We start from the raw sequence: 13,907 nt of genomic DNA on the forward strand, positions 1-13,907 counted from the left end.
GGCCTAGGCCCCCACTAGCCAGGCCTGTCCACTAGAAGGAAAAGTTCCGTTTCTGGCCACGCAGGGCCGATACCAGCTTGTCGCCATGGCGGTTGAAGAAGCTGGCCACGTCGCGGCTGTCCATGGCCTGGACGGTGAAGGTCACGTTGGCACCGCCACCGATGCCCGAAACGCCATTCGTGTTAGCCGCCCCGCCACCGGGCAAATTCAGGTTGGCGGCGGCATAGGCCGGTACGGCCAGGCTAGGCACCGTTTGGGTCGCCAGCGCGGATCGGAGGGGCGAGGCGATGCTGGCCGGCAATACCATCTCGTCCTTATGCAACTCCGTCAGCATACCGTCCGCCGGCACCCGCCCCCAGCCTCCGGCGGCGCTGGACAAGCTGCTGGTCAGGCCGGAAATCGCCAGTTGCACAGCGGCGGAAATGGCTGGCGCTATCCACCACTCAGGCCCGGCACTGGCGGAAGCATAGGCATTGGCGGCACCTGTGGCGGCCGCATCGTTGATCTGGGCGGTCGCCGTCTCCACCGACTGCGCCATGGCCTTGGTGGCCGTGTCCTGGTCGGAGTCTTGCTTGAGCAGGTTGCTCTCTATCCAGGTGCTGGCCTGCTTCTCGGCCATGCCCACCAGCTCCGACAATGCGGATTTCGCCATGTCGCCGACTGCCTGGCGCACCGTCTTGGTGCCGGTGACCAACCCCTGAACCATGGTGCCCATGGATTTGGTGATGCCGCTGACCGTCTGCTGGTATTCCTTCTGCTTGTCACGCTCCAGTTGACGGACGATCTCCCGGTCTTGCTGTTCAGCAGCCCGTTTGATCTTGCTTATTTTGTCATCGTAGTCCTTCGCAACGCGGGCTTCCTCTCCAGATACGGCGGCCGCGGCGAGCGCCTGCTGCTTATATCCTTCAAGAATCTTCACCGTCGCGTCATTCTGCGCCTTGACCTCGGCCCGCTTGGCGCTGGCGACTTCCGCCAAGGACATGTTCTGAAGCTGGCGTTTCTGCTCCTGGTCCTTCGCGTACCGCTGCCAGTCCTCGTTGCTTTGGTCGATATCCTCCTTAGCCTTGTCATCGAGGTACTTGCGCACCGTGGTCAGGTCAGTCTCCTGAGCCTTCCTCAAAGCCGAGGAATCGCTGCCGTAGCGCGCTCGTTGTTTCTCCGAGATCTGGGCAAGGACATCGTCGCGAACCTTCATGCTCTGAAGACTGGCCCCAAGGTCTTCGCGCAGGTGCGCCACCTCGGCGTCCAAGGTCGCCTTATGGGCGGCCGTGATCTCCTGCTCAACCCGTCGCGCTTCGGCTGACCGCGCACCATAGTTTGCTTTGACGTAGGCCAATTCCCCGGCAAGGGCCTCTTCGCGTTCCTTACTGCCTTCTCGGGTGGCAGCCACCTGGTCCTTTATGGAGGCCAGCTGATCTTGCACGGTCTGGCGGGCAAGCTGCGCTTCCGCAACCTTCAGGTCACGACTCACCGCGTCACGCTCGCGGCCAATAAGCTGCTGATTGGCCAACACTTCCTTATAACTCGCGACCTCACCCCGCAAGGTGGCGGTCCGATCATCAGCCCGTAGGGCCTGCTGCACTGACAGACGGTCACGGAGTTGCTCCGCGAGTTCCGCAGATGTGGTGTTGGCGATCCGCTTCTCGGCATCCGCGAGGTGTTCTCGCGCCTGGGTGAGCGCCGCCCCAGACAGATGAGCCGTTTCGATAAGCTGCGCCCAAGCATCAGCCTCATGTTGCGCCATTTGGCGGGCGCTTTCATCCGCAACCTGGTTACGCTGCTGCAGCGCTGTGGCGGTATCGGCAATCAGTTGATGCTGCCGCGCCCGGTCACTGCGCTCCCCTTCGTCGGGACCCTTAATGTTCTTTTTGGCGTTCTCTAGATCTGCTTTCGCCTGAGTTACGGCATCCGCGGCTTCGCTCATACCCGCGGTCGGGATGCCCTCCATACCGACCCCAGCGCTCAACTGTGCATACTCTTCTTGAGCTTTGGACAATTTGATCAGCGCGTCGTAGACCGCTCCGTATTTGTCGATCAGCGCCTGCTTGATGATCAGGGCGGCGGCATCTTTGTTATTTTCCGCCTCCGCCTTGTCCAGCGCATCTAACTGAGCGGCGCTTAGTAATTTATACTTTTCGTCCAACGCACGGATGGCTGAGAAGTCACCGGAAATACTTTTAGATAGAACAGAGCCTATTTTATCCAGATCTTCTTTCTTGGTAACATTCCCAATCGTGGCCATGGTTTCGGCGAAGTCGGCGGCCATATGCTGTAATGGGGCTGACAGCGTTGGCGCCGCGTTGGTGACTGCCTCTATCATATTTAGGGCGGCCAGCTTGCCAGCGCCGAACTGGATAACCAGCTGATTGGCCCAACCTTCCACCACCTTGGGAGCGGCCTCAGCCCCCCTACCCATCAGGGCCATGTGACCCGATATGGATTTGATTTTGTCGTCCATCTCCATGAAATACCGGACGGTGCTATAGGCTGCGGCCCCGACCGCCGCGACGGCAATTCCAGCTAAACCACATTTTCCTGCCAACTCAGCGAACGTGACGACAAGCTCAGGAAGTTGATCCATTAACACCTGGAGGGGACTGGCGCCTTCCTCCATCGCCTTCCTGGCGTCCTCCGACGCTTTCGATAGCTCCTTGAACGCCTCAGCACCGCCTTTTAGTTTTTCACTGACCCCCTCCACATGTTCGCTTAGGTTTTTTACCTCTTTACCGAGATTCTTGACCTCACCTGCCGCGTTCTGAGTATCGGCATTGACTTTGATGTCGGCAGAGCTGGCCATGACATTCTCCCTCTTGAAGGCGACACGTCTTATGGAGGTGGGCGTAAAGCTCAGCCCGCGCCTCGTACCAAGCACCGCTGAGTAGAAATTGTCGCGGTTTTGCTCGGCACCGAGGCTTGAGGGGGTGGTTCGACTGATAGGCAGCATCAACGTAACCTGCCGCCCCCAAATAAGGAAAAATACTTAAACTCCCCGCATATTGATATTATTTTATATTTCGCCAAAATTAAACCGTTATTATCTCATTTTTTGCCGTAAGCCGCCCTCATTTCCGATATGATTGGTCTCTTTATTTGCATTAAATCCAATAGATCTTTTTCGTTCATATCTACCATTTTCATTTCCACATCAATCAAGTCCAAATCACCTTCTATCGACCATCTTGCACACGCCGGATGTAATGTGGCCTTTAGTTTAATAGCCGATATGCACCCGAATTCCTCGTCTGCGATGTATAAGTCAGAAATAAAAAATCCAAGATCAACTGACGAACCGGCAATAATCTTCCCACTCTTTATGAGGGTGTTTGGCTGACTGAGCTTCGCAGACCTCGCTGCCTGAATACAGGGCCAGAGTTCAGACGTCTTTTTATTCTGCTCGCAATGGAGGAGCGGCATTGCGCCAGCCACCATCAACTTCTGTATCGCACCGGCCAAGTCAGCCGACACGGCCGCTTTCCCTACGTCACACGTCAGGAAAATCGTAATGAGACAGCTCAGAAAACCCATGAAAAGCCGGCGCATTGAACTCCCCCACATTGGTTGCCTTTTCAGCATCCAACGACACCACCAATATGGCAACAAGATACTGCAACTTTCAGCCGATATTCCCCTCACCAAACATCGCCAGCAAGTCTGCCAACCCGACCTCGTCAACCGGCGGCGGCCCCTCTGGCTTGACGCCGAGATAGGCCGCCACCATCAGATGAACAGGCGGGTGGTGGCGCCAATAGCGCCACAGCGCCTGATAGCGCGGCAGGGTGAACTGCCGCTCCACCTCGTCCCAGGCGCCGCAGCCTGACGCCACAAGCTCCGCAGTCAGGTCGTCGATGTCATCGACGATCCCGCCTGCGGTATCGGCTCCCCCGTCGGGATCAGCCCCGACTCGCGCAGGATGCCCACCACCGCCGACACCAGGGCCGGGAACTCGGTGGCGGCCAGTTTCTGCTCAATGACCTCAGCCGTCAGGTCCGGCGCGGTGCTTTTAAGGGCAGCCGCCACGATGCGGATGCCGGCGGCCGCTTGGTCCACCGGATCGGTTAGCAGGGGCAGGCCCTTGATGTCGGCCCAAGCGGCCTTCAGGGCGGCGAAGTTCATGGGCGGCACGGGATAGTCCGTGCCGCCGATCACCACATTGGCGCCCATGGCCTTAGCCCTGCACGCTGAGCTTGCCCACCGTGCCGGAGGCATCGGCGAAAGCCATGAAGTCCAGTTCCGGCTGCATGTAATCGCCCTGCTTGGTCGCCAGTTGCAGCTTGCTGGAGGTGCAAGCATTCAGGCTGAGCACGAAGTTCTGGCCGCCGAAGGGCGTGGTCAGCACGCAGGAGAAGGTGGGGGCGACACCCTGCAACTGGTTGGAAATGGTGGTGACGGTGCCGCCGGTGGCGCTGGTGTAGCTGTAACTGATCAGCAGGCCGGCGCCGGTGTCGGCGGCGGCGAAGGTGTAGGTGCCGCCCGACTGGCTGTACTGGCCGGTTGCCGGCGCGCTGGCCACCTTGGCCAGCGGCACACCGGTGGCGGCGAACACCACGCCTTGGTCCGCCTGGAAGCCGGTACTGTTGGCCACCGTGACGGTATAGGGGTTGGTGGCCGGCACGCTGGCCGCCTCGTTCAGGGCCACGAGCTGCTGTCCTGTGGACTGGCCGCCGCCGAAGAACAGGTTGTTGAACAGGGCGCCCTGGATCTGGCCGGTCTTGGCCTTGCCCTGGATCTTGGCCTGGCCACGGGCGACGGACACCGGGAACTGGTTCTGGCCGTACAGTTCCTTGAGCGTGAAATCGATGTCCACGGAGACGGACTGCAGGGTCCCGAACTGGACGGGGGTCGCGTTGGCCACACCGACGGGTGTGCCGAACAGGGAACCGGCGCCGAAGGAATATTGGGGCATGGGATCAGATCTCCTGCAGAATGCGGGCCTTCAGCCCGTCCAGGGTGGTGACAAGGTGGTTGTAGGCGTCGGTCACCCGTGCCACGGGCGAGTTGTGGATTTCCTCCGCCAGCCAGGCGGCCACCGCCCGCTCCAGCCGCTCGGGCCAGTCACAGGGGGCCGGTGCGGAAATGGGCACGGGTTCAGCGGCGGCGGCCGTATCGGCCGGCACGTCGGCATCGGTCATGACAAGTATCCTTGATAGCGATTAGGGAATAAGCAGGTGCAGCGGCACGATCGCCACAGCCTGGGAGCCCAACGCGCCCTCGTCCGTGGTCACTTGCCCCTCGATCCAGCAGTCGTAGACCAGCCCGCCCAGGGTCTGCTTGTCCTGACCGGGCGGGGGACGCAGGGTGGCCTCCACCGCGTCCAGCAGCGGGTTCAGCACCACGGCGCCGGCAGTGTCATCGTCTGGCGCCTGGGCGTAGAGCAGAATGTCCACCCGCAGAACGCGGTGGGCCGGCAAGGTGTCGCGGCGTGTCACCTCCTCCCCCCGGCTCATCAGGAACAGGGCGGGCTGCTGCGCCGGTGACAGGTCGTTCCACAGCCGTACGCGGCGGCTGGCGGTGGCGAAAGGGGCCGCCGCCGTCAGCCGGGCGAACAGGGCGGCGTGGATATCCTCACGGGCCATGATGGATCCTGGTTTCAAGAACTGAGCTGATTGGTGACGGCCGCGCCGATGGCATCGGCCAGGGCGGCACGCATGCTGTCCGTGTGATCCGCTAGGGTCGGCGCCAGGAAGGGATGGCCGTCGTAGTCCACCCGGCGGTCGTAGGCGTGGACCGGGACGCTGACCGGGGAGATGGACCGGCCGAAAGCCTGGGTGATGGTCCGCAGGTGGGCCCGCACGGATTCCGTGGCGTGAAAGCCATATTCCTGGAACGCGGCGTAAGCGGCCGCGGACGAGGCCGCGTCCACCGTCACGCCCGCCGTCGCTGCCAGGCCGTTGACCGTCAGCGTGGGAATGAGGGCCCGGCTGAGCGTGCCGGTCCCCCCTTTCACCTGGCCATCCAAGCGGGCTCCCGCGGCGGCGGCCAGCGCTTGCGCCTGGCCCCGCATGCTGTCCGCCAGGGTAGCCGCGATCACCGCGGGCAGGCCGGCCAGCCTGTCCCGCAGCCGCTCCAACCCACTGGCATCGATAGCCCCACCGCTCATACCGGCACCACGCGGCGGTAGGGGGCCAAGGCGGCCGCCAGGCTGTCCGGCATTTCCTTCTGCAGGTAGCTGGTGGTTTCCCCGCCGTGGGCCTTGGAGACCAGGCCAACCCGGTCACGTTCCCGGTAGCGCAGGGCCACCAGTTCAACGCAGGCCTGCTGCAGGATGGCCGGCACGGGATCGTAGCCCGCCGTCCAGGTGACGACGACCCGTCGGCGCCCCCGGGGGAAAATGCCGCCGGTCAGCACCAGGCTGGTGTCGTCATGTGCATACCCGTAGGCCAGGGGCTGGCCCGCCGGCTGGGCCGGGACCGGCACCCCATCCACCGCCACCGCCATTACCCCGGTCACGGGGTAATGGGGCAGCGGCAGCACGGCGTTGCCGCTGCCGTCCAGGGTTTGGGTATAGGTGGCCAACGATGGGTCACGCCCCAGCCAGGCGCGGATGAAGCCGCTTTCCGCCTGGATCAACCGCGTCAGCAGGGCGTCGTCCGCCGTGCTGGTCAAGGGCGGGCTGAACCAAGCCTTGACCGTGGCCACGTCGGTTAGGGACACGTCAGTAAACGGCGTGGTGTCGTCCATGGGCAGCAACCTCCGAAGGGACGGGGCACGGACGCGCCGGCCCCGCCCGGCCCGCGTCAGCCGTTGGCGATGTTGGTGATCACGCCGAAGGCGGGCGGGAAGTAGTTCTGCAGCACGCCATCGCAATAGACGCCGTACTCGTACCGCCGGGTGCGCAGCGGCCACTCGATCTGGTAGTAGTCGCGCCGCATGCGCATCTGCGTCACGTTGGTGACGTTGGCCAGGGGATAGGGCAGCCGGGTGGTGCGGAACAGGATGGTGCCCGCTGGCATGTTGGGGTGCACTTTGATGTCCAGCGTCTGGCCACCGACCATGCTGTAACGGTTCAGGTAGGTGCGCACCATGACGCCACCGCCCAGCAGGGCCTGGTCGGTGTTGAAGACGAAGCGCTGGGCCGAATTGGCGGTGCCGGTCAGGATCTTGCGGCTGATGGTCTGCGCCTCCTGGCTGCTGACCCAGATTTCCTGGGGCGACAGGCGGTAATTGTCCCAGAAGGCCTTCAGCGCCGTCTCGATCTCCACGATGCCGCCAGCGCCATCGGCGGTCAGCGGGGTGCCGGTGCCGGCCGCGCCCGTGGGCATGACCTGGACATAGGCGTTGGAGCCGCCCTTGAACGCCTGGTACAGCAGGCCGTCGAAGGACAGGCTGTTCTGGCTGTTGTCACCGCCACCGAGGCTGGCCGCCGTCTGAGTGCCCGCTGCCAGGTCCGTGATGACGACGGAATTGATGGTGGTGATGGCGCCCAGCTTCTCCGCCCCGGCGGCCCCCCAGAACCAGGCATAGGCGACGGCGCCCGCCAGCGGCGCCACGGTGGCCGCCAGGCTGCCGGCCGAACCGGTGGTGGTGCCGCTGGCGGCGGTGGACGGCTTGGCGGCCCCACCGCCGAATTGGTCGCTGGAACCGTCGGCATTGGTGCGGGTCATCTGGCCCTGGATGCCGCCGGTCACGGAACCATTCAGATAGCCTTCCAGCGTCAGACCCACGGCGATGACGGACCAGGCGCCGGCCGCCAGTGTGCCGCCGCTGTTGGACGCGGTGACCAGCGGCGTGGCCGTGGTTCCCAGCGCCACCGAGGCGTTGCCGCCCAGGATCATCTGCTCTTCCTGGATCATCAGGCTTTCCAGAAGGTTCTGCACCGCCAACGCCCGCACATCGTCCAGGCCTTCGGCAGCGTAGTCGGCCTCGAAGTCCACGCTGGCCTCCAGGCCCAGGCCGCGATAGACGGCGTTCATGTCCTGGGTACGGACGGCGATGACGCCGCCGCGGTTGCCGCCGGACACACCGGCCCGCACGCCGGTGGTGTTGACGCCGGTGATGGCTTTCCAGTTGGCCTGGATGCCGCCCCGACCAGAGACGCGGGGGATGCTGTTGCGCAGTGGCGTCAGCACCGGATAGAGCAGCTTGGCCCCGGGCTCCAGGTCATAGAAGGTCAGGCCCGAGGTGGGGTTGCCGGACTGGGTGAAGGTGGACTTGGCGAGGTCGTCGCCAGCCAGGCGCTGGCCCTGCGCGGCCTTGAAGGCCGCCAGGGTGTCCCCGGTGACGGTGTGGGGGGCGGCGGTGGGAATGCCGGTCATCGATGTCTCCAACAGGGTAAAAATGGCGTGCGGCAGCCCACGCCGCCGTCATCAGGTGACGGGGCGGGCGAACCAGCCGGGGATGGATCAGGTCGGAAGGAAGGGGATCAGAAAGCCGGGCTCATGTGCGCCGGGTGGCGCTGGGCCTTCTTGATGGCGTCCAGCGCGGTGGCCGGGCCATCCAGGGCGGTCTTGGCATCGGCGACGCCCACCACGGCGGTTTTCAGGACATAGTCCTCGGCGCGGGGCTGTGCCTCCAGCGCCTTCACCCGGGCGGCCAGCGCGTCGCGCTGGCGCAGCAGGCCGGCGCGGTCTGCCCGGGCACGGTTCAGCGCCTTGCGCAGGGTGTCGACGCCCAGGCTGGCGGTCTTGTCGTCCGTCGGCTCTTCCTCCTCATCGGTGTCGGCATCGTCATCCGGCGCCTCGTCCGTGTTGGCGGCTTCCAGGGTGGACAGCAGGCTTTCCATGTCCTTGGCCGACAAGCCGGCCACGGCGGCGCTCAGCGCCTTGAGGATGGTGGCCAGCGGGGCACAGTCGGCCAGGGCGTCGCAACTCTCGCCGCCGTCCGACTTCTTGGGCGGGGTGTCGGTTTCGGTCATGTCGGTATCCTCCAGCTTGACCAGGGTGATGACGGCGTCGGGGTTGGCCGGGCGGTCCACCAGGCTGATTTCCGTGAGGCGCAGGGCGGTGATGGTGTTGCGGTCGTCCGGATCACGGGCCACGACCTTGCCGCCGATGGAAAAGCCCTTGTAGACGCCCGCCTTGACCTTGCGGATGGCCACCGGGTCCACCACCGTGGCGGTGATGCGGGTGCGACGGTCGGCGCCCACGGCGGCGGCGTCCACCCGGCCGGCGGCCAGGGGCTGGTGCATCTCGCGCAGGGGCCCGGACCCAAGGCGCAGGAAGTCGGGCAAGGCCGCTTTCACGGCATCGGCCTCCACCACCTCGCCATCGCCGTCCACGGTCTCGGTGGTGGCGATGCCCTCCACCATCAGGGTGCCGTCGGCGCCCTCCTCCACCTTGGTGAAATTGCCGAACAGGCGCATGGCGTCAGGTCTCCTCTTCAGGGGGCGGGTTAGGGGACGTTTCGGGTTCCTGCCCTGGCAGAGCTTGCGTCGCCTGCTCCAGCGGCACGGCCCCGCCACCGGTGTAGATCAGCGGCCGGTCGCCGCCGGGCACGGGGGGATAGCCGATGTCGGCCCGCACCTCGTTCAGGGTCTTGATGCCGGCGCGCACATGGATGTTGGCGATGGTCGCGGCCTTGACGGGGTCGACCTCGCGGGTATCGTTCCAGGCGAATTCCAGGTCGGCGGCGTCAAACTCGCGCTCCAGAACGTCGTCGATCAGTTCCTTGACCCACAACATGGTGGGCCCCAGCCCTTCCTCATGCGCGGCGTCGTGGGCGGTCTGGGCGGTGGCGCGGTTCATCTGCGCCACGAAGGCCTGAGGGCTGACGGAGAAGGCGAAGCACGCCACCCGCGCCAGCCACTCGTCAAACACGCCCTTCAACTCCGGTTCCTTGATGGGGATGAAGGTGCGGGCGACGCCACCGGGTACGAACTTGGCGTGGCGGCGGCTGGCGGTGTCGCCCTCGTGCAGGGCATCCCAATAGGTCTGGAATTGGCGGATCTGGTCGGGCGTCCAGGCGTCGGGCACGCCGATCAGCGCCTCGGGGATGTTGCCCTCGGTATAGTATTGCAGCTGCCAGATCTGGCGGCGCAGCGCGATGTTGACCGTGGTCTCGATCTGCTCCACCGGGCTCAGCCCATAGACCCGGTGTGGCCGCGGGTTGCGGGGGGCATAGATCAAATCGTCGGTGGTGTAGTCCACCGCCGGCAGGCCCTTCAGTTCCTGCTGATACGCCACGGCCGGCGGCAGGGGCGTGCGGCCAAAGGGGTCGATCACCCGCTTTATGGTGGCGCCGTCCATGACCTGCAGCGCTCGCGCCCGGCCGCCCAGGGTGCGCGCCACATAGAGCGTGGGCGCGTCGATGACCAGCAGATCCTCCAGCAGCAGGCGCAGCCAGCGCGACCAGGACTGCACACCATCCGGCCGGCGCAGGAAGGCGGTCAGCGCCGCGATGCGGGCGTCGGGCCGGGCATCGGCGGCGTTGCTGGTTGGCGCCGCCCCGCGCACCCGGATGGTCCAGGTCAGGCCCGCCATCTGGTCCTTGCGGGTTTCGATCAGCAGGCGCAGCAGGTCCCAGCTGTCGGCGAGCGCGCGCAGCGCCTCGAACCGCGTGCCCTCGTAGGCTTTGGGCCGCTGCAGCAGATTGTAGCCGGAGGGGAAATCGAACTGCCGCCCCGCCACCTCGGGCGCCGAGGGCGGCAACGGGTCCAGGGGCCCGAACCAGGAGGAGGCATCACCCGTCACCGTGTAGGAGACGGCCGCCCCCAGGGCGCGGCTGGCGCGGGCAAGAATCCCCGGCGCCACCGCGCGCCCCTTGCTATCGCGGTTACTTGACATGCGTTTCGTCTTTCTTGGTGGAAAGCGGGCAAATGGGATTACGCCGCAGCGCTTTTCGCAGCGGCATGTTTGACCTGAACCCGAAGGATAGGCCGGTGGTTAATGAACGATGTTGGGGCCGCGCGCCGGCGCCAACAGCTGTTTAACCGTGGGCGACAGCGCCGCGATCGACGGCAAACCCGCCCGGCATCTCTTCAAAAGTGCTCCCACCATAGTCAGCGAGAGCCTCCCTTGCCGCCGGGGTGACCTGGCATCCAAACACACTCAATCGGCGCCACGCGGGATGATGCTGGTCAATCATATCCAGAAGGGAGACGAACGCGTTCTTCGGTGACGTCATATCCGCCCTGGTGAAGACCGTGACCTGGTGAGCCTGATCACCCTTGGCCCACAGTTGCTCGGCGGCTTCCCTATTCGCGGGTGATTGACATACCCAAACAGGATGCAGCCCGGCGATTTCGCTGAGCCGCTCACCGAAATCAGGAGCCCGACCATACTATGAGCTTGCCTCAAAGAACTTCGTATTCCCGTGCCGCCACCACCGCGTCACAACCCCAGGAGGGATTAAGAACACACAACAGGATGTCGCCCTTCTTTATTTTACTAACGTAATCATCGATTGTTTTTTTCGGAATCAAGTCCTGGAAAACCCATCTGGCCGCTGACCGCACCTCGTACTCCACGGCCACCACCAACCAGTTCCGGCTGTTTCTACACGCCGGAGCTCATTGGCTGATGTGGTCCTTGCGCTCGATGATTCCCGAGCGCTCATCCTGGCGCGTCGCTCAATTCGACACCTTGCGCCTGCGCCTGATCAAAATCGCCGCGCGGGTCATCGAGATGAAGACGCAGATCAAGGTTCATCTGCCCTCCGCCACGCCTTATCATATCAGGACATCCTGCGGCTCATCCTCGGACGCCTGCCGCGATTGGTCACCTGACCGCCAGGGCTATGTGCCCTCCCGCAAGAAACCCCGTGCCTTCAACCCACCAGACCAATGCTCTCAACCTCGCCGTTTGCGGCGGGAGGCGGAATGGCACGCCTGAAAACAACCAGAAGGGGATGAATCGCCACACACCATTCCGTCCGGCAGCAGCGCGGTGCATAATGGCCGTTAGGATTACACCTGCGCATAACTTATGCGCATTTTATCACGTAAGCCGGTTAGGGCTTTGATTCGGAAGGGATAAAATCGCCTTTTCCCATTCAGCTTTGAACTGACGACTCCACTCCGCTAGCAGCCCATAGTAACCCTCAAGCTCAATCTCAACGCTCTCAATAGTACCGATAAAGTCCTCATCATCTTCCAGATTTTTGAACGCAACTATCTGCACCATGTCTCCACAGTCAAACTGCAGAACAATACTACTATCATCGAAAGCGGCGTCACCATCAGGTGCCCAAATTATAGAATTATCCGAAAGAGAAGCACGCAGATCCTCCGCCGACAGCCCACCAAAGAATATATCATCTTGGCGATTCTCATCGAATTCTGCCGCCCTAACGGCGTCGGCCACCTTATAAGCTTCCTCTGAACAAAAGGGCGCCAGATGACTCCCCCGCTGCTTTATCCTGTCTTGCACAGAATAGAATGAGCAACCCAAGGCAGTCGCCTCCGGTGAATGGACGCCGTACACTTGCCCATTTATGTGAAGGACGAAGTAGCCAATGCCCAGCTGAGATTGCCGAGCCAAAGGAGTTGTTATGCTCGATTCAATGGCAAAACTTGAAATATCTCCAATAATCATTTGCCCGCCTTTGGCTCTAACAGCCGCCTAATTTCGATGGGAATATCACGCGCCTTAATAGGATCAGTTCCGCCCGTGGAGCCATTCCAGTGCGTCTCTCCGTTTCTCGACGCGCTAAATCGATGGATAATGCCATCATTATCTTTCGCCCACCTCACACCTTTATCATCCGGAATCGAATTCTCATAAAGCTCTCCGGCGTTCTTTGGCTCCGGGCTTACCGAGTTTTGATGATGCTTCGGGTTAGTTACGCGGTTAGGCTTTTCCTTTCCATCATCATTTTCCGGACCCGGCGGCGTCGCACTATTGGCTCCAGCTTGGTTGCGCTGAGAAGCCGCTGGTGACTTCTTGCCGTTCTTTATTCTATCTGCAGGCGACCCTGTCTGCCCGTCCTGAGCACTCTGGCCAGGGTTGATTGCCCAGGTTCCAGGCTCTCCTTCGTTAGGCGTCTTCGTCTTCTGCGAGAAAACCCTGTCGCCACCGGCCAGCGCAGCGATGGCTCCCGGGGCCATCGCCAGACCATCCGGGCCTGCCTGTGGAAGCAGGACACCCTCGGGGGTTCGATATTGTCCATTAAGATCACCGCTGCCATCGTAGATCAGGCGCGTGTGCCCGTCACCGTCCTTGACCGTCAAAGTCAACTGGCCTTCCGCGTAGCCGTAGTCCACGTCGGTACCTGGAACCTGGCCGCTGCGTGTCTGGCCGATATTGCCGGGGATGAGGATGGCGCCCACAAGCGTGGCACGGCCCGCCATCGTCCGCGCCACCGCCAGGGCGGCGTCCAGGGCCGCTGTTCCACCGGCACCGATGGAAGTCCAGGTCCCGGGCTTCGCATCCTGGGCACCGGCGGGAATCCGGGGCTGGGTCAGATAATTGGAAGCTATCTGCTTGGCCAAACCATTCTCGTTCTTTCTCACAACGACCGCCCGTTCCGGCAATGGCGGTAGGCGGGCATGCAGCAGGGCGATGTGGGCCCGGACGACATCGCCCTCAGTCAAAGCTCTCGCGACTGCCGCGAGCGCAGGCATGCGGCCGACCAGTCCACAGCCTCGCCGTAGTGACGCGACAGCGTGCTTTCCAGCGCCACACGGTCGCGGGGCCGCCAGATGCCGGACGGCGACCGATCCAGCAATGGCAAGTCGCCTAGGCAGGCACCGGCCCTGCCATCCACGGACGCGTGCCGCCTGTCACCGCCCGGCGGCGCCAAGCGGTATTCGGTGGTCCAGGGATGCATAGGGGCTTTCCTCAGGCCTAGGCGTGGGATGCTGTGGCGGCGGGAACAAGCCCCGCCGCCATCTCGGCGTAGACGGCCAGCAGGCCGGTGCCGTCGCCGGCGGGTTGGGCGTGGGCCAGCACCACGGCGTCGCCCTACGGCATGACGGGCGGAGTCTATCCTTCACGCCAGCGAAATCAGGGGAAAATGGCTGTGACCTAGCCCAA

The 13,907-nt window shown here is 63.3% G+C and carries 14 protein-coding genes and 2 pseudogenes; 1 reads left to right on the top strand and 15 read right to left on the bottom strand.

Annotated elements, in window-relative coordinates:
- Positions 1–31: 31 nt before the first annotated feature.
- The 12 genes from ULB03_RS17695 to ULB03_RS17750 form a co-directional block, all read right to left on the bottom strand.
- Positions 32–2,797 carry a hypothetical protein gene (locus ULB03_RS17695; protein ID WP_322484430.1) on the bottom strand — a complete coding sequence of 922 codons (2,766 nt, stop codon included), beginning with the start codon at positions 2,795–2,797 and terminating at the stop codon, positions 32–34.
- A 242-nt stretch (positions 2,798–3,039) separates the two neighbouring features.
- Positions 3,040–3,465: a hypothetical protein gene (locus ULB03_RS17700; protein WP_322484431.1), complete on the bottom strand. Its 426-nt coding sequence runs from the start codon at positions 3,463–3,465 to the stop codon at positions 3,040–3,042.
- 148 nt (positions 3,466–3,613) lie between these two features.
- The gene (locus ULB03_RS17705; RefSeq protein ID WP_322484432.1) at positions 3,614–3,823 is read right to left on the bottom strand and encodes a hypothetical protein; all 210 of its coding nucleotides are present in this window, start codon (positions 3,821–3,823) and stop codon (positions 3,614–3,616) included.
- A gap of 11 nt (positions 3,824–3,834) precedes the next feature.
- Positions 3,835–4,161, bottom strand: coding sequence for a hypothetical protein (locus ULB03_RS17710; RefSeq protein WP_322484433.1), 327 nt, complete (start codon positions 4,159–4,161; stop codon positions 3,835–3,837).
- A 4-nt stretch (positions 4,162–4,165) separates the two neighbouring features.
- A complete protein-coding gene (locus tag ULB03_RS17715; protein ID WP_322484434.1) occupies positions 4,166–4,903 on the bottom strand; it encodes a hypothetical protein in 738 nt (245 codons plus the stop codon).
- Positions 4,904–4,907: 4 nt separating this feature from the next.
- Positions 4,908–5,129 (bottom strand): hypothetical protein, encoded by a 222-nt coding sequence (locus tag ULB03_RS17720; protein WP_322484435.1) that lies wholly within the window; start codon positions 5,127–5,129, stop codon positions 4,908–4,910.
- A gap of 21 nt (positions 5,130–5,150) precedes the next feature.
- Positions 5,151–5,573 (bottom strand): hypothetical protein, encoded by a 423-nt coding sequence (locus tag ULB03_RS17725; protein WP_322484436.1) that lies wholly within the window; start codon positions 5,571–5,573, stop codon positions 5,151–5,153.
- A gap of 14 nt (positions 5,574–5,587) precedes the next feature.
- A complete protein-coding gene (locus ULB03_RS17730; RefSeq protein ID WP_322484437.1) occupies positions 5,588–6,097 on the bottom strand; it encodes a hypothetical protein in 510 nt (169 codons plus the stop codon).
- Complete coding sequence (locus ULB03_RS17735) at positions 6,094–6,678, bottom strand: head-tail connector protein (protein ID WP_322484438.1); 585 nt, start codon at positions 6,676–6,678, stop codon at positions 6,094–6,096. Before ULB03_RS17735 ends, ULB03_RS17730 begins: the two co-directional genes overlap by 4 nt.
- A gap of 56 nt (positions 6,679–6,734) precedes the next feature.
- Complete coding sequence (locus ULB03_RS17740) at positions 6,735–8,252, bottom strand: hypothetical protein (RefSeq protein ID WP_322484439.1); 1,518 nt, start codon at positions 8,250–8,252, stop codon at positions 6,735–6,737.
- Between the two features lie 107 nt (positions 8,253–8,359).
- Positions 8,360–9,298: an HK97 family phage prohead protease gene (locus ULB03_RS17745; protein WP_322484440.1), complete on the bottom strand. Its 939-nt coding sequence runs from the start codon at positions 9,296–9,298 to the stop codon at positions 8,360–8,362.
- 4 nt (positions 9,299–9,302) lie between these two features.
- Positions 9,303–10,718, bottom strand: coding sequence for a phage portal protein (locus tag ULB03_RS17750; RefSeq protein WP_322484441.1), 1,416 nt, complete (start codon positions 10,716–10,718; stop codon positions 9,303–9,305).
- Between the two features lie 633 nt (positions 10,719–11,351).
- Between ULB03_RS17750 and ULB03_RS17755 the strand changes: the two are divergent.
- A pseudogene (locus ULB03_RS17755) lies at positions 11,352–11,659 on the top strand (transposase); the annotation flags it as partial.
- A 211-nt stretch (positions 11,660–11,870) separates the two neighbouring features.
- Here ULB03_RS17755 and ULB03_RS17760 read toward each other — a convergent pair.
- The 3 genes and pseudogenes from ULB03_RS17760 to ULB03_RS17765 all read right to left on the bottom strand — a co-directional run bounded on the left by ULB03_RS17760 (position 11,871) and on the right by ULB03_RS17765 (position 13,495).
- Positions 11,871–12,236 (bottom strand): hypothetical protein, encoded by a 366-nt coding sequence (locus tag ULB03_RS17760; protein WP_322484442.1) that lies wholly within the window; start codon positions 12,234–12,236, stop codon positions 11,871–11,873.
- Between the two features lie 3 nt (positions 12,237–12,239).
- Positions 12,240–12,467: pseudogene (locus ULB03_RS27485) on the bottom strand (Imm42 family immunity protein); the annotation flags it as partial.
- The gene (locus ULB03_RS17765) at positions 12,464–13,495 is read right to left on the bottom strand and encodes a hypothetical protein (RefSeq protein ID WP_322484443.1); all 1,032 of its coding nucleotides are present in this window, start codon (positions 13,493–13,495) and stop codon (positions 12,464–12,466) included. The gene ULB03_RS17765 and the pseudogene ULB03_RS27485, both read right to left, overlap by 4 nt.
- Between the last annotated feature and the right edge of the window lie 412 nt (positions 13,496–13,907).

The organism is Nitrospirillum goiasense (assembly GCF_034427435.1).
Lineage (GTDB): Bacteria > Pseudomonadota > Alphaproteobacteria > Azospirillales > Azospirillaceae > Nitrospirillum.